Below are 22,856 nucleotides of genomic sequence, written 5' to 3' on the forward strand. Positions count from 1 at the left end.
TAAAAACGTTGCAGCGCCTGCTGTAAATCACGTCTTTCCTGTCTGACGACGCATCAGTCCCGCCGCATAATCGCCTGAAACATGGAGGTGAAGATGGGGATCCACGTTATCAGTATGTGCGCCATTCTGGCCATAATCCCGCTCTATTGGTTACCCGTTTTGCCAGATTTGCATATTGTCTGGTTGCTGATTGCCGCAGGAATTGCGTTATCCGTACAGCAGAGAAAATGGCTCAGGTTTTCAGGCCTCGCATTGCTTTTTATGTGCTGGGGGATCCTGGCAGCTCAGGAAAGCGTGTGGCCGATGAACTATTTAACGCAAGCACCGCAGCAGGCCGAGGTGGTCATTACCGCAACGGACGGCGCAACGATGCATCAGGGAAGGATTGTCAGCCTCAATGGAGAACGCGTGTGGGCTGCCATGGGCGTGGCGCTGTATGGCAACTATTTGCCGCAAAACGTCTGCGTGGGTCAACGCTGGGCAATGACCCTGCGGCTCAGGGCGGTACACGGAGAACTCAACGATGGCGGCTATGATTCACAGAAAAATGCCTTTGCCCGACACCAGACGCTGAGTGGACGGTTTACCCATGCGGCGCTCGTTGAGGAAGGCTGTAGTCTGCGTGCGCAATACCTGACATCACTACAGAATACTCTTTCAGCATATCAGTGGGGACCCGTGATCCTGGGGCTGGGGATGGGGGAGCGGCTATCGGTCTCGCGGGAGATAAAAAACCTGATGCGTGATACCGGAACGATGCATCTGATGGCAATCTCGGGATTACATATTGCGCTGGCCGCTTCTGTCATCTGGTTTCTGGCGCGGGGCATCCAGTTCTTCCTGCCGGGCCGCTGGATTATCTGGCAAATCCCCTTGCTGGCAGGGCTGATTTTTGCCGCGTTTTACGCATGGCTAACGGGCTTGCAGCCGCCCGCGCTGCGCACGGTTATCGCGCTTGTGGTACTGGCTGCATTAAAAATGAGTGGTCGCCAGTGGTCGCCCTGGCAGGTATGGCTTACCTGCGTGGCGGCGATCCTGATTTTCGATCCACTGGCGGTACTGTCACAAAGCCTGGCGTTGTCAGCGTTTGCGGTCGCCGCGCTTATTTTTTGGTATCAGTGGTTGCCTCTCCCGCACTGGCAACGTGGCCGGTGCCTGCGGCCGCTGGCGACGCTAGTGTATTTGCAGGTTGGAATGCTGCTGCTTCTGTTGCCGCTTCAGGTCCTGATTTTCCATGGTTTCAGCCTCTCCTCGCTGGTGGCGAACCTGTTTGCCGTTCCTCTGGTCACGTTTATCTCAGTTCCGCTGATCCTGCTCGGCATGTTTCTGCATCTGTTTCCGGTCGCTGCGCTGGAAAGTATTGTCTGGCTGGCTACTGATAAATCTCTGGCAGGGCTTTTCTGGCTATTGATGCGTTTACCGAATGGCTGGCAGGACGTTGATGAACGCTGGCAATACCTGACGTTACTGCCGTGGCTGCTGGTCATTGGCTGGCGATTCAGGGCCTTCAGCGCAGCACCCGCAGTCTGTCTGGCAGGCAGCGTGGTGCTGGCCTTTCCCCTCTGGCACAGGGTTAAAACAGACAGCTGGTCCCTGCATATGCTGGATGTAGGGCAGGGGCTGGCGATGGTCATTGAGCGTCACGGGAAGGCCATTCTGTATGACACCGGGCTGGCATGGCCCGGTGGGGACAGTGCGCAGCAGCTGATTATCCCCTGGCTACGCTGGCATCATCTGAAACCGGAAGGGGCGATCCTGAGCCATGAACATCTCGACCACGCGGGGGGACTGGCATCGCTAAAAGCTGCCTGGCCCGCAATGTGGATCAGGAGCCCCTTATCCTGGTCCGGACATCTTCCGTGCTTTCGAGGACAGCGATGGCAGTGGCAGGGTTTAACGTTCTCCGTGCACTGGCCACCCGAAAACACCTCGGCGAAAGGTAACAACCGCTCCTGCGTGGTAAAAATCGATGACGGCGAACAGAGCGTTTTACTGACCGGAGACATTGAAGCGCAGGCAGAACTGGCAATGCTGAGCCACCGCTGGCGTCAGCTTGCGTCTACACTGATTCAGGTGCCGCATCATGGAAGTAACACGTCATCTTCAACACCGTTGCTACAGCGCGTAGAGGGGCAGGTTTCGCTGGCCTCGATGGCTCGCTATAACGCGTGGCGTTTCCCTTCTATTAAAGTGGTCCGGCGCTATCGAACGGAGGGATATCTCTGGCTTGATACCCCGCATTCCGGGCAGATATCTGTGACCTTTTCGCACCATAGTCGGCAAATTCGTCGCTTACGCGAACACTATTTACCGCGTTGGTATCATCAGTGGTTTGGCGCGCCCGTAGATAACGGGTAGAATATGCGGCTATTTCAACAAATGCTGGTTTTTTGAATGCATAACGACAAAGATCTCTCCACGTGGCAAACGTTCCGCCGGCTCTGGCCGATGATTGCTCCTTTCAAAGCAGGCTTGATCGTGGCGGGCGTAGCGTTAATCCTCAACGCAGCCAGCGATACGTTTATGTTATCGCTTCTCAAACCGTTACTGGATGACGGTTTCGGTAAAACGGATCGTTCAGTGCTGCTATGGATGCCGCTGGTGGTTATTGGGCTGATGATCTTACGCGGAATCTCCAGCTATGTATCCAGCTACTGCATCTCCTGGGTATCCGGTAAAGTGGTGATGACCATGCGCCGCCGGCTGTTCAGCCATATGATGGGGATGCCGGTCTCATTCTTTGACAAACAGTCAACCGGCACCCTGCTGTCGCGTATTACATACGATTCAGAGCAGGTGGCGTCGTCCTCTTCCAGCGCACTGATTACCGTTGTGCGTGAAGGCGCATCCATCATCGGCCTGTTCGCGATGATGTTCTATTACAGCTGGCAACTGTCGCTGATCCTTATTGTGCTGGCGCCGATTGTCTCCATCGCGATCCGCGTGGTATCAAAGCGTTTTCGCAACATCAGTAAAAATATGCAGAATACGATGGGGCAGGTGACGACCAGCGCCGAGCAGATGCTGAAAGGCCATAAGGAAGTGTTGATTTTCGGCGGTCAGGAAGTCGAAACCAAACGCTTTGACAAGGTCAGCAACAGAATGCGCCTGCAAGGAATGAAAATGGTATCGGCCTCGTCGATTTCCGATCCGATCATTCAGCTGATTGCCTCTCTGGCCCTGGCCTTCGTCCTGTATGCCGCCAGTTTCCCGAGCGTCATGGAAACCCTGACTGCGGGTACCATTACCGTGGTGTTCTCATCCATGATTGCGCTGATGCGTCCGCTGAAATCGCTGACTAACGTCAACGCCCAGTTCCAGCGCGGGATGGCAGCCTGTCAGACGCTGTTCAGCATCCTCGATTCCGAACAGGAAAAAGATGAAGGTACACGCGTGATCGAGCGCGCTAAAGGCGACCTGGAATTCCGTAACGTCACCTTTACCTATCCAGGCCGTGAAGTGCCGGCGCTGCGTGATATCAGCCTGTCCATCCCGGCGGGTAAAACCGTTGCGCTGGTCGGTCGTTCCGGTTCGGGCAAGTCGACCATTGCCAGCCTGATTACCCGTTTCTACGATATCGACCAGGGCGAGATCCTGCTTGATGGTCACGACCTGCGGGAATATACCCTCCAGTCGCTGCGTAACCAGGTCGCGCTGGTCTCGCAGAACGTGCATCTGTTCAACGATACGGTGGCGAACAACATTGCGTATGCCCGTACCGAAGAGTACAGCCGTGAAGAGATTGAGAATGCGGCGCGTATGGCCTATGCGATGGACTTCATTAACAAAATGGATAACGGTCTGGATACGATCATTGGCGAAAACGGGGTGCTGCTCTCAGGTGGTCAGCGTCAGCGTATCGCGATTGCCCGTGCGCTGCTGCGCAACAGCCCGATTCTGATCCTCGATGAAGCAACGTCCGCACTGGATACGGAATCTGAACGCGCTATCCAGTCTGCTCTGGATGAATTACAGAAAAACCGTACCTCGCTGGTTATTGCGCACCGTCTGTCGACCATCGAACAGGCTGACGAAATCGTGGTGGTGGAAGATGGCGTGATCGTTGAACGCGGCAGCCATGCGGACCTGCTGGAACAGCGTGGTGTTTACGCGCAGCTTCATAAAATGCAGTTCGGTCAATGATTGCACGCATCTGGTCGGGGGAATCCCCTCTGTGGGTGCTGCTTCTCCCGCTCTCCTGGCTGTATGGCCTGGTGAGCGGTGCTATTCGTCTGCTTTACCGCCTCGGGATCAAGCGCGCCTGGCGCGCACCGGTACCGGTGGTGGTGGTCGGCAACCTGACGGCGGGTGGAAACGGCAAAACCCCGGTGGTGATCTGGCTGGTAGAACAGCTCCATAAACGCGGTATCCGCCCGGGAGTTGTCTCACGCGGTTACGGTGGTAAAGCGGCGCAGTATCCACTGGTGCTGAGCCCAGCTACGACAACCGCTGAAGCCGGTGATGAGCCGGTACTGATTTACCAGCGTACCGGCGCGCCGGTTGCGGTATCGCCGGTGCGCAGTGATGCCGTGAAGGCACTGCTTGCGGAGCATGACGTACAAATCGTTATTACCGATGATGGTTTGCAGCATTACGCGCTGGCGCGTGACAAAGAGATCGTGGTCATTGACGGCGTGCGGCGTTTTGGCAACGGCTGGTGGCTGCCAGCCGGTCCAATGCGTGAGCGTGCGTCGCGCCTGAAGAGCGTCGATGCTGTGATTGTAAACGGTGGTGAAGCCAGAGCGGGCGAAATCCCGATGCATCTTCGTCCCGGACAGGCCGTGAATATGTTGACCGGCGAGCGTAAAGACGTCGCGCAACTGGAACATCTGGTTGCGATGGCCGGTATAGGTCATCCGCCGCGTTTCTTCGCAACGCTGGAGCAGTGCGGCGCGCGGCTGGAAAAACGAGTACCGCTGGCCGATCACCAGGCGTTAGTTGCCGAAGAGGTTGAAAGGCTGGCAGCGCCGGGACAGACGCTGATCATGACGGAAAAAGACGCGGTAAAATGCCGGGCCTTTGCGAAAGAAAACTGGTGGTATCTGCCGGTTGACGCTGAACTCAGCGGCGAACAGCCGGAACATTTGCTCAAGGAACTGCTCGCGTTAGTGCAGTAACTTCTACGCGGTTCCGGTGGCGCTTTGACTGACAGGAAAACGCATGTCTCTATCGCAACTCTCACTTGCAGCCGCACGAAACTTGCATCTTGCCGCCCAGGGGCTTCTGAAAAAGCCCCGTCGCCGCGCGCAGCCAGCGGATATCCTCTCTACCGTGCAACGCATGTCGTTGCTGCAAATCGACACCATTAACATCGTGGCGCGTAGCCCGTATCTTGTCCTGTTTAGCCGCCTGGGAAACTATCCTCCGCAGTGGCTGGATAATGCGCTAAGTCAGGGCGAACTGATGGAATACTGGGCGCACGAAGCCTGTTTTCTCCCGCGCAGCGATTTTGCACTGGTGCGTCACCGCATGCTCGCCCCGGACAAAATGGGCTGGAAATACCGTCAGGAGTGGATGGTGGAACACGCGGATGAAATAGAGCAACTGATTGCCCATATTCAGGAAAACGGGCCGGTACGCTCCGCGGATTTTGAACACCCGCGAAAAGGCGCAAGCGGATGGTGGGAGTGGAAACCGCACAAACGTCATCTTGAAGGGCTGTTTACGTCGGGCAAAGTGATGGTGGTCGAGCGTCGCAACTTTCAGCGCGTCTATGACCTCACGCACCGTGTTATGCCTCACTGGGACGATACGCGTGACCTGCTGTCTCAGGACGCAGCCGAAGCCATCATGCTCGGGAACAGCGCCCGCAGCCTTGGCATCTTCCGCCCACAGTGGCTGGCGGATTATTATCGTCTGCGTCAGCCGCAGCTAAAACCACTGCTGGAATCGTGGCAGCGCGAACAGCGCGTCATGCCGGTCTCGGTAGAGTCGTTAGGTGAAATGTGGTTGCATGCGGATTTGTTCCCTCTGCTGGCGCAGGCGCAGGAGGGCAAACTCCAGGCGACCCACAGTGCCGTGCTGTCGCCGTTCGACCCCGTTGTCTGGGACAGAAAGCGGGCCGGGCAGTTGTTTAATTTCAGCTACCGTCTGGAATGCTACACCCCGGCGCCCAGGCGGCAATATGGTTATTTTGTTTTGCCGCTGCTGCACAAAGGCCAGCTAGTCGGGCGCATGGACGCTAAAATGCACCGTAAAACCGGCATGCTTGAAATTATCGCGCTCTGGCTGGAAGAGGGCATAAAGGTGACGGCTGGCCTGGAGAAGGGGTTAACGACTGCGCTCAGTGAATTTGCCCGCTGGCAGGGAGCGCATGAAATTGTACTCGGTCGCGTGCCTGCGGGGCTGTTTACGACCTGTCGAGGCGGCTGGGAAACAGGCACTCCCTGAAAAGGGAATGTGATAAGCTTTAGCGATTACCCATACGGAGGAACTATGGATCACCGTTTACTTGAAATTATTGCCTGCCCGGTGTGCAACGGCAAACTGTATTACAGCCAGGATAAACAAGAGCTGATTTGCAAACTGGACAGCCTGGCGTTCCCGCTGCGTGACGGTATTCCGGTCCTGCTGGAAAATGAAGCCCGTTCCCTGGTGGCAGAAGAGATCAAACCATGAGTTTTGTTGTCATTATCCCTGCGCGTTATGCTTCAACGCGCCTGCCAGGTAAACCGCTGGTGGATATCAATGGCAAACCGATGATTGTGCATGTCCTTGAACGGGCACACGAATCGGGCGCCGGACGCGTCATCGTCGCCACCGATCACCCGGATGTTGCGCGCGCGGTTGAGGCCGCGGGTGGGGAAGTGTGCATGACCCGTGCCGATCATCAGTCAGGCACCGAGCGCCTTGCGGAAGTCGTCGAAAAATGCGGTTTCAGCGACGAGACGGTGATTGTGAACGTGCAGGGCGATGAGCCGATGATCCCGGCGGCGATTATCCGTCAGGTGGCCGACAACCTGGCACAGCGTCAGGTCGGGATGGCGACCCTCGCGGTGCCGATTCACCACGCTGAAGAGGCGTTCAATCCGAATGCGGTGAAAGTGGTCATGGACGCAGAGGGCTACGCGCTCTATTTCTCCCGCGCCACCATTCCGTGGGATCGCGATCGTTTCGCGCAATCGAAAGAGACAATCGGCGAAACCTTCCTGCGCCACATCGGTATTTACGGCTACCGCGCCGGCTTTATTCGTCGCTACGTCGCCTGGGCACCAAGCCCGCTGGAGCATATTGAAATGCTCGAACAGCTTCGCGTGCTGTGGTACGGCGAGAAAATTCACGTTGCGGTTGCCCAGGAAATCCCAGGCACCGGCGTGGATACCCCTGAAGATCTCGAGCGCGTACGCGTCGAAATGCGTTAATTCGCTGGCATCCCCTCGTCTGGGGGGATGCTCTCCCGCCAGGCTATTTTCCTTTTCTTTTTCATTATTGATCTCTACCGGGTGACATCCGGGTTTCGCGCGCTCATTATAAAAGCAGTAGTCTTAATGGGGGTAATCTCATATGGAACAGCTGCGTGCTGAACTCAGCCATCTCCTTGGCGAAAAGCTAAGCCGGGTGGAATGCGTGAATGAAAAGGCCGACACCGCACTCTGGTCGTTGTACGACAGTCAGGGAAACCCCATGCCGCTGATGGCCAGAAGTTTTACCTCGCCGGGCGTCGCCAGACAGCTGGCCTGGAAAATGTCGATGCTGGCGCGGGAAGGGACTGTCCGCATGCCGACGGTCTACGGCGTGATGACCCATGAGGAGCATCCCGGCCCGGATGTTCTGCTTATCGAGCGTTTACGCGGGGTTTCTGTTGAAGCCCCGACGCGTACACCGGAGCGCTGGGAACAGCTGAAAGATCAGATTGTCGAGGCTCTGCTTGCCTGGCATCGGCAGGACAGCCGGGGTCTTGTTGGCGCGGTGGACAGCACGCAGGAAAACCTGTGGCCGCTGTGGTATCGCCAGCGTGTTGAAGTGCTGTGGGGCACGCTGAACCAGTTCAACAACACCGGTTTAACGATGCAGGACAAACGTATTTTATTCCGCACCCGGGAGTGTCTGCCGACGCTGTTTGAGGGCTTTAACGACAACTGCGTGCTGGTTCACGGCAATTTCACGCTGCGCAGTATGCTTAAAGACTCGCGCAGCGACCAGCTGCTGGCGATGGTCGGGCCGGGGATCATGCTCTGGGCGCCGCGCGAGTACGAACTGTTCAGGCTGAGCGAGGGCGGGGCGGCGGAAGATTTGCTCTGGCACTATCTTCAGCGCGCCCCTGTTGCGGAGGCCTTTCTCTGGCGACGCTGGCTCTATCTTCTCTGGGATAAGGTGGCGCAGCTGGTCAACACCGGGCGCTTTAATCGCGCCAGTTTCGATCTGGCCGCAAAATCACTCCTGCCCTGGCTTGCCTGACGAACCTTTGAGCCACTGCCAGAGGCGGCCAAGCGTCTCGTAGCCGACGCGATCGCTGTGCATCAGCCATACCGGGGACGGGATTATCCGTTCCCACGGATTGAGCGGGGCGTCAATAGCCATCTGGTTTGCCGGAGCAGGAAGCGGATGCAGGCCCTGCTTCTCAAAGAAAATCATTGCGCGCGGCAGGTGTGAAGCAGAGGTCACCAGCAGGAACGGTACATCACCGATGGCCTGTTTCACCGCCGCCGCCTCTTCTTCGGTATCTTTTGGGCTATCCAGCGTGATGATGGCGGAACGTGGTACGCCAAGCGATTCAGCCACTCTTGCTCCTGCTTCAGCGGTACTGACCGGGTTGGTTTTTGCCGCAGCGCCCGTGAAGATCATCTTCGATCCAGGATTGGCCAGCCACAGGCGGATCCCCTCGTTCAGGCGCGGCAGGCTGTTGTTGATCAGGTTCGAGCTGGGCGCCCAGTTCGGATCCCAGGTATACCCGCCGCCCAGCACGACGATATAGTCCACCTTCTGATTTCCCTGCCATGTCGGGTAGGTGTTTTCAATCGGACGTAATAAACCGTCAGCGACCGGTTGCAGGCTGAGTAACAGCAGCGCCAGCCAGCCCACGGTAACGAGGGATTTACCGCTTTTCTGAAAGCGGCTAAACCATATCAATGCCAGCCCCAGCGCGATGAGAAGCAACAGCAGGGGAAGGGGAAGCATCATGCCTCCGATATATTTTTTTAGGGTAAAAAGCATCCTTTTTGGTTCCTTTTTTAACCATACAGCAGGCGATTGTCGGTGATATTACACCAGAGTGGTTCATTCTCCGCGCGGGTGTGACAAAATAGCGGTTTTGCAGTGAGTGGAACCCTCCCAATGCGGGATCGCAATTTTGATGACATCGCGGAAAAGTTTTCGCGCAACATTTATGGCACCACCAAAGGTCAGCTTCGTCAGACGATCCTCTGGCAGGATCTGGACAAGCTGCTGGCTGAATTCGGTGACCGACCGTTGCGCGTGCTGGATGCCGGCGGTGGGGAAGGTCAGACTGCAATTCTGATGGCGCAGCGGGGACATCACGTCACGCTTTGCGATCTTTCTGCCGAGATGGTTGCGCGCGCAGGGCGAGCGGCAGAAGAGAAAGGTGTGAGCGACAACATGCATTTTATACATTGCGCCGCTCAGGACATTCCGCAGCATTTGGAAACGCAGGTTGATCTGATATTGTTTCATGCTGTGCTCGAATGGATCGCCGAACCACAAGCGATGTTAAAAACGCTGTGGTCGATGTTGCGCCCGGGCGGTGCGTTATCGCTGATGTTTTACAATGCCAACGGCCTGCTAATGCGAAACGTGCTGGTCGGCAATTTTGGCTATGTACAGCAGGGCATGTATAAAAAGAAACGACGCACGCTTTCACCGGATTTCCCCCGTGAACCGCAGCAGGTCTATGGCTGGCTGGAGGAGATCGGTTGGGAAATTACCGGCAAAACCGGCGTGAGGGTGTTTCATGATTATCTGCGTGATAAACAAAAACAGGATGACTGTTTAGACGCCTTAACAGAAATAGAGACGCGGTACTGCCGCCAGGAGCCTTATCTGAGCCTTGGCCGCTATATACACGTCACCGCGCGCAAGCCGCAGATGCAAGGATAATCTATGAGTGAATTTTCCCAGACAGTCCCCGAACTGGTTGCCTGGGCCAGGAAAAACGATTTCTCCATCTCGCTGCCGGTAGACAGACTCTCATTCCTGCTGGCGGTTGCGACGCTAAACGGCGAACGCCTGGATGGCGAAATGAGTGAAGGCGAACTGGTGGATGCGTTCCGCCACGTCAGTGATGCGTTTGAGCAAACCAGCGAAACCATTAGCGTGCGTGCCAACAACGCAATCAATGATATGGTGCGTCAACGTCTGCTGAACCGCTTTACCAGCGAGCAGGCGGAAGGAAACGCCATCTATCGTCTTACGCCACTGGGCATTGGCATTACCGACTATTACATCCGCCAGCGCGAATTTTCCACGCTGCGTCTCTCCATGCAGCTCTCTATTGTTGCAGGCGAGCTGAAGCGTGCCGCCGACGCGGCTGATGAAAACGGTGATGAATTCCACTGGCATCGCAACGTTTACGCGCCGCTGAAATATTCGGTTGCCGAGATTTTCGACAGTATCGATCTGACTCAACGTCTGATGGACGAACAGCAGCAGCAGGTGAAAGACGATATCGCTCAACTGCTTAATAAAGACTGGCGTGCGGCCATCTCCAGCTGTGAACTCTTGCTGTCAGAAACGTCCGGTACGCTGCGTGAGTTGCAGGATACGCTGGAGGCGGCGGGGGATAAGCTACAGGCCAATCTGCTGCGCATCCAGGACGCGACAATGGCGCACGACGATCTGCATTTTATCGACCGTCTGGTGTTTGATTTGCAGAGCAAGCTTGACCGCATTATCAGCTGGGGCCAGCAGTCAATCGACCTGTGGATCGGTTACGACCGCCACGTGCATAAATTTATCCGTACCGCCATCGATATGGATAAGAATCGCGTCTTTGCTCAGCGTCTGCGCCAGTCGGTACAGACCTACTTCGATGCGCCGTGGGCGCTGACCTACGCCAACGCCGATCGTCTGCTGGATATGCGCGACGAAGAGATGGCGCTGCGTGATGAAGAGGTCACCGGTGAACTGCCGCCGGATCTGGAATACGAAGAATTTAACGAAATTCGCGAGCAGCTTGCGGCGATGATCGAAGAACAGCTCGCTGTCTACAAAACCAGACAAGCACCGCTGGATCTTGGCCTCGTGGTACGCGACTATCTGGCGCAGTATCCGCGCGCGCGCCACTTCGATGTTGCCCGCATTGTTGTAGACCAGGCGGTGCGCCTGGGCATCGCACAAGCCGATTTCACCGGACTGCCGCCGAAGTGGCAGCCGATTAACGATTACGGAGCCAAGGTACAGGCGCATGTCATTGACAAATATTGAACACGTGATGCCAGTTAAGCTGGCACAGGCGCTGGCGAATCCGTTGTTTCCGGCGCTGGATAGCCAGCTGCGTGCCGGTCGTCACATTGGCCTTGACGAGCTGGATAATCACGCCTTTTTGATGGACTTTCAGGAGTACCTGGAAGAGTTTTACGCTCGCTATAACGTTGAGCTGATCCGCGCGCCGGAAGGTTTTTTCTACCTGCGTCCGCGCTCTACCACGCTTATTCCGCGCTCGGTGCTTTCCGAACTGGATATGATGGTCGGCAAAATTCTCTGCTACCTCTATCTCAGCCCGGAACGTCTGGCGAATGAAGGGATCTTCACCCAGCAGGAGCTTTACGATGAGCTGCTGTCGCTGGCGGATGAAAGCAAGCTGCTCAAGCTGGTGAATAACCGCTCAACGGGGTCCGATCTGGACCGTCAGAAATTACAGGAAAAAGTTCGCTCTTCCCTGAACCGTCTGCGCCGTCTGGGAATGGTCTGGTTCATGGGTCACGACAGCAGCAAGTTCCGTATTACCGAATCGGTCTTCCGTTTTGGCGCCGATGTGCGTGCGGGTGACGATGCGCGTGAAGCGCAGCTGCGCATGATCCGTGACGGTGAAGCGATGCCGGTGGAAAACCATTTGCAGCTCAATGACGAGCACGAAGAGAATCAGCCGGATAGCGGGGAGGAAGAGTAATGATTGAACGCGGTAAATTTCGCTCACTAACGCTGATCAACTGGAACGGCTTCTTTGCCCGAACATTCGATCTGGATGAGCTGGTGACAACGCTCTCCGGCGGTAACGGGGCGGGTAAATCCACCACCATGGCGGCCTTCGTGACGGCGCTGATCCCTGACCTGACCCTGCTGCACTTCCGTAACACCACTGAAGCGGGCGCCACGAGCGGCTCTCGTGATAAAGGTCTGCACGGTAAGCTGAAAGCGGGCGTCTGTTATTCAGTGCTGGACGTCATCAACTCCCGCCATCAGCGCGTGGTTGTAGGCGTGCGTCTGCAACAGGTTGCTGGCCGCGACCGTAAAGTAGATATCAAACCGTTTGCGATCCAGGGACTACCAACCTCCGTACAGCCGACCGCGCTGCTGACGGAAACCCTGAATGAACGTCAGGCGCGCGTCCTCACGCTCCAGGAGCTGAAAGACAAGCTGGAAGCTATCGAAGGCGTGCAGTTTAAGCAGTTTAACTCCATTACCGACTACCACTCTCTGATGTTCGATCTCGGTGTGGTAGCCCGTCGTCTGCGCAGCGCGTCAGATCGTAGTAAATACTACCGTCTGATTGAAGCCTCCCTGTACGGCGGTATCTCCAGCGCCATTACTCGCTCCCTGCGCGACTACCTGCTGCCGGAAAACAGCGGCGTGCGTAAGGCCTTCCAGGATATGGAAGCCGCGCTGCGTGAAAACCGCATGACGCTGGAAGCGATTCGCGTCACACAGTCTGACCGCGACCTGTTTAAGCACCTGATCAGCGAAGCCACCAACTACGTGGCGGCGGACTATATGCGCCACGCCAACGAGCGCCGTATTCATCTCGACCAGGCGCTGGAGTATCGCCGCGAGCTGTTTACCTCCCGCAAACAGCTGGTGGCTGAGCAGTATAAGCATGTCGAAATGGCGCGCGAACTGGGCGAGCACAACGGTGCGGAAGGGGATCTGGAAGCCGATTACCAGGCGGCCAGCGATCACCTGAACCTGGTGCAGACCGCGCTGCGTCAGCAGGAAAAAATCGAGCGCTATGAAGCCGATCTGGATGAGCTGCAAATTCGTCTTGAAGAGCAAAATGAAGTGGTGGCCGAAGCTGCCGAATTGCAGGAAGAGAACGAAGCCCGCGCGGAAGCCGCCGAGCTGGAAGTGGATGAGCTGAAAAGCCAGCTTGCTGATTACCAGCAGGCGCTGGATGTGCAGCAGACGCGTGCGATTCAGTACAACCAGGCGTTGCAGGCGTTGCAGCGTGCCAAAGAGCTGTGCCATCTGCCGGACCTGACCCCGGAAAGCGCTGACGAATGGCTGGATACCTTCCAGGCCAAAGAGCAGGAAGCCACTGAGAAACTGCTTTCTCTTGATCAGAAAATGAGCGTGGCGCAAACGGCGCATAGCCAGTTTGAGCAGGCGTACCAGCTGGTGGTGGCGATCAACGGTCCGCTGGCGCGTAACGAAGCGTGGGACGTTGCCCGTGAGCTGCTGCGCGACGGCGTCAATCAACGCCATCTGGCCGAACAGGTGCAGCCGCTGCGCATGCGCCTGAACGAGCTGGAACAGCGTCTGCGTGAACAGCAGGAAGCCGAGCGTCTGCTGGCGGAATTCTGCAAGCGTCAGGGTAAAAATTACGATTTCGACGAGCTTGAGGCCCTGCACCAGGAGCTGGAAGCGCGTATTGCGGCCCTGTCGGATACCGTATCGAACGCCAGCGAACAGCGCATGACGCTGCGTCAGGAGCTGGAACAGCTTCAGTCGCGTTCGAAGACGCTCTTACAGCGTGCGCCGATCTGGCTGGCTGCACAAAGCAGCCTGAACCAGCTCAGCGAACAGTGTGGCCAGGAGTTTTCCTCCAGCCAGGACGTCACCGAATACATGCAACAGCTGCTGGAGCGCGAGCGTGAAGCGATTGTTGAGCGTGACGAAGTGGGTGCGCGCAAGCGTGACGTCGATGAAGAGATTGAGCGTTTAAGCCAGCCTGGCGGCTCAGAAGATCCGCGCCTGAATGCCTTAGCCGAGCGTTTCGGCGGCGTGCTGCTGTCTGAAATTTACGACGATGTCGGCCTGGACGATGCGCCGTACTTCTCCGCGCTGTACGGTCCATCCCGTAACGCGATTGTGGTGCCGGATCTGTCGCTGATTTCGGACCAGCTTGCAGGGCTGGAAGACTGCCCGGAAGATCTCTACCTCATCGAAGGGGATCCGCAGTCGTTTGATGACAGCGTATTCAGCGTCGACGAGCTGGAAAAAGCGGTGGTGGTGAAAATCGCCGATCGCCAGTGGCGCTATTCGCGCTTCCCGGAACTGCCGCTGTTTGGCCGCGCCGCGCGTGAAAACCGTATTGAAAGCCTGCACGCTGAGCGCGAAACGCTTTCTGAACGTTTTGCAACCCTGTCGTTTGATGTTCAAAAAACGCAGCGTCTGCATCAGGCGTTCAGCCGCTTTATCGGCAGCCACCTGGGCGTTGCCTTTGAGCCCGATCCGGAAGCTGAAATCCGCAAGCTCAACACCCGCCGTGGTGAGCTGGAGCGTGCGCTTGCCAGTCATGAAAATGACAACCAGCAAAGCCGCGTGCAGTTCGAGCAGGCGAAAGAGGGCGTTGCGGCCCTTAACCGCATCCTGCCGCGCCTGAACCTGCTGGCGGACGATACGCTCGCCGACCGCGTAGACGAAATTCAGGAACGTCTGGACGAAGCGCAGGAAGCGGCGCGCTTTGTGCAGCAGCACGGCAATCAGCTGGCAAAACTGGAGCCGATGGTTTCCGTTCTCCAGAGCGACCCGGAACAGTTTGAGCAGTTAAAAGAAGATTACGCCTGGTCACAGCAGGTGCAGCGCGAAGCGCGTCAGCAGGCGTTTGCCCTGACGGAAGTGGTGCAACGTCGCGCACACTTCGGCTACTCCGATTCAGCAGAAATGCTGAGCGGGAACAGTGATCTTAATGAAAAGCTGCGCGAGCGTCTTGAGCAGGCCGAAGCAGAGCGTACGCGCGCCCGTGAAGCGATGCGTACTCACGCCGCACAGCTGAGCCAGTACAGCCAGGTCATGGCCTCGCTGAAAAGCTCCTTCGACACCAAGAAAGAGCTGTTAAACGATCTGCATAAAGAGTTGCAGGACATCGGCGTGCGCGCCGACAGCGGTGCAGAAGAGCGGGCGCGTATTCGCCGCGATGAGCTGCATGCTCAGCTCAGTAACAACCGCGCGCGTCGTAATCAGCTGGAAAAAGCGCTGACCTTCTGTGAAGCAGAGATGGACAACCTGACGCGACGCCTGCGCAAGCTGGAGCGTGACTATCACGAGATGCGTGAACAGGTTGTGACCGCGAAGGCGGGGTGGTGCGCGGTGATGCGCATGGTGAAAGATAACAACGTGGAACGTCGTCTGCATCGTCGCGAGCTGGCGTACCTGTCAGCCGATGAACTGCGCTCTATGTCGGATAAGGCGCTGGGCGCGCTGCGTCTGGCGGTGGCGGATAACGAACACCTGCGCGACGTGCTGCGTATGTCCGAAGATCCGAAGCGTCCTGAGCGCAAAATTCAGTTCTTCGTGGCGGTTTATCAGCACTTACGCGAGCGTATTCGTCAGGACATCATCCGTACCGACGATCCGGTGGAAGCGATCGAACAGATGGAGATCGAGCTGGGCCGTTTGACGGAGGAGCTGACCTCCCGCGAGCAGAAGCTGGCAATCAGCTCCCGCAGCGTGGCGAATATTATTCGTAAAACCATTCAGCGCGAGCAGAACCGTATCCGTCAGCTGAACCAGGGCCTGCAAAGCGTGTCGTTTGGCCAGGTCAACAGCGTGCGGCTGAACGTGAACGTGCGTGAGGCGCACTCCACGCTGCTGGACGTGTTGTCTGAACAGCACGAACAGCATCAGGATCTGTTCAACAGTAACCGCCTGACCTTCTCCGAAGCGCTGGCGAAGCTATATCAGCGTCTGAATCCGCAGATTGACATGGGCCAGCGTACGCCGCAAACCATCGGCGAGGAGCTGCTGGACTACCGCAACTATCTGGAAATGGAAGTTGAGGTTAACCGTGGCTCAGACGGCTGGCTGCGCGCGGAATCCGGTGCGCTCTCTACCGGTGAAGCCATCGGTACCGGTATGTCGATTCTGGTGATGGTGGTGCAGAGCTGGGAAGATGAAGCGCGTCGTCTGCGCGGCAAAGACATCTCGCCATGCCGTCTGCTGTTCCTCGATGAAGCCGCGCGTCTCGACGCCCGCTCCATCGCCACGCTGTTTGAGCTTTGCGAGCGACTCGATATGCAGCTCATCATCGCGGCGCCGGAAAACATCAGTCCGGAAAAAGGGACAACCTATAAGCTGGTGCGTAAGGTGTTCCAGAACAGTGAACACGTACACGTCGTGGGCCTGCGTGGTTTCGCCCCGCAGCCACCGGAGTCATTACCGGGCACGGCTGACGCCTCTTAACCCGGGGTGCGACAAATAGCGGCGCTCATGCGCCGCTTTTTTTATTCACTTAACTTGTGTTCAGGGCTGCGTTATCTTTAAACTTCTTTACATAAGGTAAGGCAGCAGCGAGTATGCCTTTCTATACTGAAGGAAAGCTCCAGAATAATGGGCATGTCGTGAAAAACAGGGGGCAAGGGATGTTGCTTAAGAAAAATCGTGGTCGTCAGCTGTCTGCGCTGAGTTTGTGCCTGACAGTGATGTTTGCTCCACTGTTTACCGCTCAGGCCGATGAGCCTGAAATTGTACCGACTGACAGCTACGCGACGATGGGCGCGCAGCCGACGTCGCTGTCACAACCGCTGGATCAGTCTCCGGCGACGGCCATCATGGCCGGCATTAAACCGCTGCCGGAAGGCATCGATACTGAATCATTACGCCAGCAGCTTATGACCGGCCTGCCCTCGGGCTATACTCCCGCTTATATTAACCAGCTCACGCTGCTTTACGCTGCGCGTGATATGAAACCGATGTGGGAAAATCGCGAGGCGGTACGAGCCTTCCAGCAGCAGCTGGCTGAAGTGGCGATTGCAGGCTTTCAGCCGCAGTTCACGACCTGGGTTGAGCTCCTGACCGACCCTGCCGTTTCCGGACAGGCGCGTGACGTGGTGCTGTCTGATGCCATGATGGGCTACTTACAGTTTGTGGCGGGGATTTCGGTGAACGGCAACCGCTGGTTATACAGCAGTAAACCGTACAAGCTGGCGACGCCTGCGCTGTCCGTCATTAATCAGTGGCAGCTGTCGCTGGATAACGGCGAACTGCCGCGCTTTATCGCAAGCCTTGCGCCTGCCCATCCGCAATATGCCACGATGCATCAGTCGCTTCTTGAGCTGGTCGCGGATTCCCGCCCGTGGCCTCAGCTGCGTGGCACCACAACGCTGCGTCCGGGGCAGTGGAGCAGCGATGTGCCTGCGATCCGCGAAATTATGAAACGCTCCGGCATTCTCGACAGCGGCCCTAAAATTGCGCTGCCCGGTGACGAGACGCAAAATGCGGTCGTCAGCCCGTCGGCGCCGGTAAAAGAGAAAACGGCCGTTGCGTTGAGCAATAAGCCCGCCGCTTACGATCGCGAGCTGGTCGCCGCAGTGAAGCAGTTCCAGGCCGCGCAGGGGCTTGGCGCTGACGGCGTGATTGGTCCATCTACTCGCGACTGGCTGAACGTCTCTCCGGCCCAGCGGGCAGGGGTGCTGGCGTTGAATATCCAGCGCTTGCGCTTGCTGCCGGGCACGTTATCCACCGGCATTATGGTCAACATTCCGGCGTACTCCCTGGTCTACTATCAGGACGGTAGCGAAGTGCTGGCGTCCCGCGTGATTGTCGGCCGACCTGACCGAAAAACGCCAATGATGAGCAGCGCGCTGAATAACGTGGTGGTTAACCCGCCGTGGAACGTGCCGCCGACGCTGGCGCGCAAAGATATCCTGCCTAAGGTATGGAATGACCCGGGTTATCTGGAGCGACACAACTATACGGTGATGCGGGGCTGGAACAGCAAAGAAGCGATTGATCCCTGGATGGTCGACTGGTCAACGATTACGCCTTCGAACCTGCCGTTCCGTTTCCAGCAGGCACCGGGCGCACATAACTCGCTGGGACGTTACAAATTCAATATGCCAAGTTCGGACGCTATCTACCTGCATGATACCCCGAACCATAATCTGTTCCAGAAAGACGCTCGCGCGCTCAGCTCGGGCTGCGTTCGCGTGAATAAGGCCTCGGAGCTGGCGAATATGCTGTTGCAGGATGCAGGCTGGAACGATACGCGGATATCAGATGCCCTGAAGCAGGGGGATACGCGTTACGTCAATATCCGCCACAATATTCCGGTCAATCTTTACTATCTGACGGCGTTTGTAGGCGCGGACGGACGCACCCAGTATCGTACAGATATTTACAATTATGATCTGACAGCGCGATCCGGCGCACAAATTTTGCCAAAAGCGGAACAATTAATCAGGTAAATGAAGTAGTTCGGTAAAAATGATTGTCGTAAGTTATGGTGAATATGAGGCGATCTGGCTGCAAGCCGCGTATTCACTGGGGTTGGGCGCCTTGACGTAGCAGGCTTTGCCAGTTATGGTGCCCTTCGTGCGCTAAGCATATTGACAATTTCTTTTACCTGTAGACCTGATTATCATGGACAAATTTGACGCTAATCGCCGCAAATTGCTGGCGTTAGGTGGCGTTGCGCTGGGCGCAGCAGCCATCCTTCCGACGCCAGCATTTGCCACCCTCTCGACACCTCGTCCGCGTATTTTAACGCTCAACAATCTGCATACTGGTGAGACGCTTAAAGCGGAATTTTTCGATGGCAGAGGCTATATTCAGGATGAATTAGCAAGACTCAACCATTTTTTCCGTGATTTCCGCGCGAATAAAATCAAAGCCATCGACCCTGGATTATTCGATCAGCTTTACCGCTTGCAGGGACTGCTGGGGACCAAAAGGCCGGTGCAACTCATTTCTGGCTATCGCTCTCTGGATACCAACAATGAACTGCGCGCCCACAGCCGTGGGGTAGCGAAAAAAAGCTATCACACTAAAGGGCAGGCGATGGATTTCCATATTGAAGGCGTTTCGTTAGCCAATATTCGCAAAGCGGCGTTATCTATGCGCGCAGGTGGTGTAGGATACTACCCACGTAGCAACTTTGTGCATATTGATACCGGGCCGGTTCGGCACTGGTAATAACGAAACACAGGAGCAGTATGAACTATCGTATTATTCCGGTTACCGCGTTCTCACAGAACTGTTCATTGATCTGGTGTGAACAAACTAAACTGGCCGCGCTTGTCGATCCCGGTGGAGACGCCGGGACAATCAAGCAGGAAGTCGCTGCCAGCGGTGTAACGCTGATGCAGATTTTACTCACCCATGGCCATCTCGACCATGTGGGTGCAGCGGCAGAACTGGCTGAACACTACGGTGTGCCGATTATCGGCCCGGAAAAAGAAGATGAGTTCTGGCTTCAGGGGCTGCCTGCCCAAAGCCGCATGTTTGGTCTGGATGAGTGTCAGCCACTGACACCGGACCGCTGGCTGAACGAAGGCGATCGCGTTAACGTAGGGAATGTAACTTTACAGGTGTTGCATTGCCCAGGGCATACGCCCGGCCATATCGTCTTCTTTGATGACGTGTCGCGCCTGCTGATTTCCGGTGACGTGATTTTCAAAGGGGGCGTAGGACGCAGCGATTTCCCACGCGGCGATCACGGTCAACTGATTCAGTCGATTAAGCAGAAGTTATTGCCGTTAGGTGATGATGTGACGTTTATCCCTGGACACGGACCAATGTCGACGCTGGGCGATGAGCGGTTGCATAACCCGTTCCTTCAGGATGAAATGCCTGTCTGGTAAACCCGGTAAAATAAAAAAGCCTGCGCGATGCAGGCTTTTTTTATGGGTGCAGGTTACAGCACCGCGACAATGGCTTCGCACAGCGGCGCCATGTTGTCAGGCGTCATACCTGCAACGTTCACGCGGCCAGAGGCAACGGCATACACGCCAAACTCTTCACGCAGGCGCAGCACCTGCTCTTTGGTCAGGCCGCTGAAGGAGAACATGCCGTTCTGCTTGATGATGAAGCTGAAGTCACGGTCAGCGCCTTTCTCAGCCAGCGTGTTCACAAACAGCAGACGCATGCGCTGAATGCGCTGACGCATATCGTTCAGCTCTTGTTCCCAGATTGCGCGCAGCGCATCGTTGCTCAGGATCGTCGCGACCACAGACGCACCGTGTGCCGGTGGGTTAGAGTAGTTAGCGCGGATCACGGACTTCATCTGGCTGAATGCGCGATCGACGGTTGCTTCGTCAGCAGCCACCAGCGTACAGGCGCCGACACGCTCGTTATACAGACCAAAGTTCTTGGAATAGGAGCTTGCGACAATCAGCTCCTGATGGACGGCGGCGAATGCGCGCAGACCTTCAGCATCTTCTTCCAGACCACGGGCAAAGCCCTGGTAAGCGAAGTCAAACAGCGGCAGCCAGCCTTTTTCAACGGACAGCTTAGCCAGCTGTTCCCACTGTTCAAGCGTAGGATCGATACCGGTTGGGTTATGGCAGCAGCCGTGGAACAGCACCACATCGCCCGCCTGGGCTTCGCTCAGGCTGGCCAGCAGACCGTCGAAATCCAGCGCGTGGTTTGCCGCGTCGTAGTAGGCGTATTCACGCACTTCCAGACCCGCAGAATTAAAAACGCTCTTGTGGTTCGGCCAGCTTGGATTGCTTACCCACACACGCTTCACAGAGGTGTTTTTCGCCAGGAAATCTGCCGCCACGCGCAGTGCGCCGGTACCGCCTGGGGTCTGCGCCGTGCGGGCGCGTTTTTCGCTCACAATGGTGCTGCCTTTGCCGAACAGCAGCTCCTGGGTGCAGCGACCAAATTCAGGGATACCATCAATACCGAGGTAGTTTTTGGTGGTTTCGTTTTCCAGCAGATACTGCTCAGCTTTTTTGACGCTGGTCAGTACCGGAGTTTTGCCGGTTTCATCTTTATATACACCAATACCCAGGTTGATTTTGCCAGGGCGGTCGTCGGCACGAAACAGATCGGCCAGGCCCAGAATTGGGTCGGCAGGAGCGGCAGTAATGTTCTCAAACATGACGAAGTTCCATTGTGATTACAGAAGTGAAATCCGCTATCAGGTTAACGGTAGATTTACAAAATGCCAACCGTTTGCGACGAAAAGCGTGCGGCTTTTCAAAAGTCGCTATTATTTTCTCTCAGGAATAAAAAAACAGGGCCGAAGCCCTGTTCATTAAGCATATAACAACGAGGTGTGCTGATTAGAACTGGTAAACCAGACCCAGAGCCACGATATCGTCGTTGTTGATGCCCAGCTTGTTGTCGTCTTTCAGCTGGTTGATCTGATAGTCAACATAGGTAGACATGTTTTTGTTGAAGTAGTATGTCGCACCAACGTCGATGTAGTTGATGTAGTCTTCGTCACCGATACCTTCTACGTCTTTCGCTTTAGATTTGTAGTAAGCGATGGATGGACGCAGACCGAAGTCGAACTGGTACTGAGCGACGACAGAGAAGTCCTGAGACTTGTTAGCGAAACCACGGCTGCCCAGACGCGCTGCGTTACGCATCTCGCCATAAATAGCTGCCAGGTAGATGTTGTTCGCGTCATATTTCAGGCCGGTTGCCCACTGCTCAGCTTTGTCGCCTTTACCCCAATCCAGCGTCTGCTGGTTGTTGGTACGGTCAGCTGCACCATAAGCACCCACAATGCCGAAACCGTCGAAATCATAGCTCAGAGAAGTTGCCCAGCCGTCACCGTTGGAACGTACTGCGTCATCACGTTCATTTTTGCCCAGGTACTGAACACCAAAGTTCAGACCGTCAACCAGGCCGAAGAAGTTGCTGTTACGGTAAGTCGCCAGACCACCCGTACGGCCTGCGAAGAAGTTATCGCTCGCGCCGGTGTCGCCGCCGAACTCAGGCAGCATATCGGTGATGCCGATTGCGTCATAGACCAGACCGTAGTTACGACCGTAGTCGAAGGAGCCTGCGTCACCAAATTTCAGACCTGCGAATGCCAGACGGGTTTTGTTGCCGTTCTGTGCATCGCCACCTTCAGAGTTGTTACCCTGGAAGTTGTATTCCCACTGACCGTAACCAGTCAGCTGATCGTTGATCTGAGTTTCACCTTTGAAGCCCAGACGCGCGTAAGTGTTGTCGCCATCGTTGCCCGCGTAATCAGAGAAGTAATGCAGGCCAACTGCTTTCCCGTAAAGATCTAATTTGTTGCCGTCTTTGTTATAGATTTCAGCAGCGTTTGCTGCACCGGCTACCAGCAGGGCAGGGACTACCACTGCCAGGATATTGCGCTTCATCATTATTTATTACCCTCATTGGTTTTTTTATGACACTCGCCACTGCCGCCAATAAATTCTGTCAATAAATATTTCCGGAACTATTGATGAGAGTTAGGTGTCTTTATGTGTCTGACAGGCATCTTTCCATTCATAGAACCGTTTCGCTACACTGAAAGTGCTACAATCTTCAAGATTCAGTTACCAAAAGAAAATATGTGTAACTAAATATGTATTTTTGGGAACTTTGTGAAGCACCTCAAATTTCAGTGCCGCCTGGCGAATTAAACATCCGTTTTATTCTTATATATATGATTTCCTTATGTTTAATTTAGCTAAAGGCCTTTCGTATAAACAGAAGTTAAACGGCTCATTTTTTCTTATGATCGACAAAAGCCATCCAGATGGCTGTGAAATTGGTTGTTTTTTATGCTATTGCGTAAGAATTGTTTTAAGCGCAATAAGAGTGTGGTTATTTTTTTG

17 protein-coding genes are annotated in these 22,856 nt (G+C 55.7%); 14 read left to right on the top strand and 3 right to left on the bottom strand.

The window, feature by feature from the left end:
- Positions 1-93: 93 nt before the first annotated feature.
- The 7 genes from KTH07_RS05160 (at position 94) to KTH07_RS05190 (ending at position 8,397) form a co-directional block, all read left to right on the top strand.
- The gene (locus tag KTH07_RS05160; RefSeq protein WP_023303392.1) at positions 94-2,358 is read left to right on the top strand and encodes a ComEC family protein; all 2,265 of its coding nucleotides are present in this window, start codon (positions 94-96) and stop codon (positions 2,356-2,358) included.
- Positions 2,359-2,394: 36 nt separating this feature from the next.
- Positions 2,395-4,143 (top strand): lipid A ABC transporter ATP-binding protein/permease MsbA, encoded by a 1,749-nt coding sequence (gene msbA / locus KTH07_RS05165; RefSeq protein ID WP_003858227.1) that lies wholly within the window; start codon positions 2,395-2,397, stop codon positions 4,141-4,143.
- On the top strand, positions 4,140-5,117 hold the full coding sequence (gene lpxK / locus KTH07_RS05170; protein ID WP_023303393.1) for a tetraacyldisaccharide 4'-kinase: 978 nt from the start codon (positions 4,140-4,142) through the stop codon (positions 5,115-5,117). The genes msbA and lpxK overlap by 4 nt, the downstream gene beginning before the upstream one ends.
- 43 nt (positions 5,118-5,160) lie before the next feature.
- On the top strand, positions 5,161-6,390 hold the full coding sequence (locus KTH07_RS05175) for a winged helix-turn-helix domain-containing protein (RefSeq protein ID WP_017384825.1): 1,230 nt from the start codon (positions 5,161-5,163) through the stop codon (positions 6,388-6,390).
- A gap of 45 nt (positions 6,391-6,435) precedes the next feature.
- On the top strand, positions 6,436-6,618 hold the full coding sequence (ycaR, locus tag KTH07_RS05180) for a protein YcaR (RefSeq protein ID WP_003858220.1): 183 nt from the start codon (positions 6,436-6,438) through the stop codon (positions 6,616-6,618).
- On the top strand, positions 6,615-7,361 hold the full coding sequence (gene kdsB, locus KTH07_RS05185) for a 3-deoxy-manno-octulosonate cytidylyltransferase (protein ID WP_023303394.1): 747 nt from the start codon (positions 6,615-6,617) through the stop codon (positions 7,359-7,361). The genes ycaR and kdsB overlap by 4 nt, the downstream gene beginning before the upstream one ends.
- 142 nt (positions 7,362-7,503) lie before the next feature.
- On the top strand, positions 7,504-8,397 hold the full coding sequence (locus KTH07_RS05190) for a YcbJ family phosphotransferase (RefSeq protein WP_023303395.1): 894 nt from the start codon (positions 7,504-7,506) through the stop codon (positions 8,395-8,397).
- On the opposite strand, the gene elyC is transcribed toward KTH07_RS05190, so the two are convergent.
- Complete coding sequence (gene elyC / locus KTH07_RS05195) at positions 8,374-9,153, bottom strand: envelope biogenesis factor ElyC (protein WP_017693694.1); 780 nt, start codon at positions 9,151-9,153, stop codon at positions 8,374-8,376. The two genes, KTH07_RS05190 and elyC, sit on opposite strands and share 24 nt — an antisense overlap.
- Positions 9,154-9,273: 120 nt before the next feature.
- Between elyC and cmoM the strand changes: the two genes are divergently transcribed.
- The 7 genes from cmoM to KTH07_RS05230 all read left to right on the top strand — a co-directional run bounded on the left by cmoM (position 9,274) and on the right by KTH07_RS05230 (position 19,910).
- The gene (gene cmoM / locus KTH07_RS05200; protein ID WP_003858212.1) at positions 9,274-10,053 is read left to right on the top strand and encodes a tRNA uridine 5-oxyacetic acid(34) methyltransferase CmoM; all 780 of its coding nucleotides are present in this window, start codon (positions 9,274-9,276) and stop codon (positions 10,051-10,053) included.
- Between the two features lie 3 nt (positions 10,054-10,056).
- The gene (gene mukF, locus KTH07_RS05205; RefSeq protein ID WP_015570962.1) at positions 10,057-11,379 is read left to right on the top strand and encodes a chromosome partition protein MukF; all 1,323 of its coding nucleotides are present in this window, start codon (positions 10,057-10,059) and stop codon (positions 11,377-11,379) included.
- The gene (gene mukE / locus KTH07_RS05210) at positions 11,360-12,064 is read left to right on the top strand and encodes a chromosome partition protein MukE (protein WP_017384823.1); all 705 of its coding nucleotides are present in this window, start codon (positions 11,360-11,362) and stop codon (positions 12,062-12,064) included. Before mukF ends, mukE begins: the two co-directional genes overlap by 20 nt.
- Positions 12,064-16,512 carry a chromosome partition protein MukB gene (gene mukB / locus KTH07_RS05215; protein WP_032619973.1) on the top strand — a complete coding sequence of 1,483 codons (4,449 nt, stop codon included), beginning with the start codon at positions 12,064-12,066 and terminating at the stop codon, positions 16,510-16,512. The genes mukE and mukB overlap by 1 nt, the downstream gene beginning before the upstream one ends.
- A 179-nt stretch (positions 16,513-16,691) precedes the next feature.
- Complete coding sequence (ldtD, locus tag KTH07_RS05220) at positions 16,692-18,515, top strand: L,D-transpeptidase (protein WP_032619971.1); 1,824 nt, start codon at positions 16,692-16,694, stop codon at positions 18,513-18,515.
- A 175-nt stretch (positions 18,516-18,690) separates the two neighbouring features.
- Positions 18,691-19,242, top strand: coding sequence for a YcbK family protein (locus KTH07_RS05225; protein WP_003858202.1), 552 nt, complete (start codon positions 18,691-18,693; stop codon positions 19,240-19,242).
- Positions 19,243-19,262: 20 nt separating this feature from the next.
- Entirely contained in the window at positions 19,263-19,910 is a 648-nt protein-coding gene (locus KTH07_RS05230) for an MBL fold metallo-hydrolase (protein ID WP_032619969.1), read from the top strand.
- Positions 19,911-19,963: 53 nt separating this feature from the next.
- Here the strand turns inward: KTH07_RS05230 and KTH07_RS05235 are convergent, their stop codons facing one another.
- Together KTH07_RS05235 and ompF are read right to left on the bottom strand one after the other, a co-directional pair.
- Entirely contained in the window at positions 19,964-21,154 is a 1,191-nt protein-coding gene (locus tag KTH07_RS05235; protein ID WP_017384820.1) for an amino acid aminotransferase, read from the bottom strand.
- A 184-nt stretch (positions 21,155-21,338) separates the two neighbouring features.
- Positions 21,339-22,397, bottom strand: a complete 1,059-nt coding sequence (ompF, locus tag KTH07_RS05240; protein WP_015570956.1) for a porin OmpF — start codon at positions 22,395-22,397, stop codon at positions 21,339-21,341.
- Positions 22,398-22,856: the final 459 nt, after the last annotated feature.

The sequence above is a fragment of the Enterobacter cloacae complex sp. ECL72 genome (assembly GCF_019056635.1).
In the GTDB taxonomy this organism is placed as follows: Bacteria; Pseudomonadota; Gammaproteobacteria; order Enterobacterales; family Enterobacteriaceae; genus Enterobacter; species Enterobacter hormaechei_C.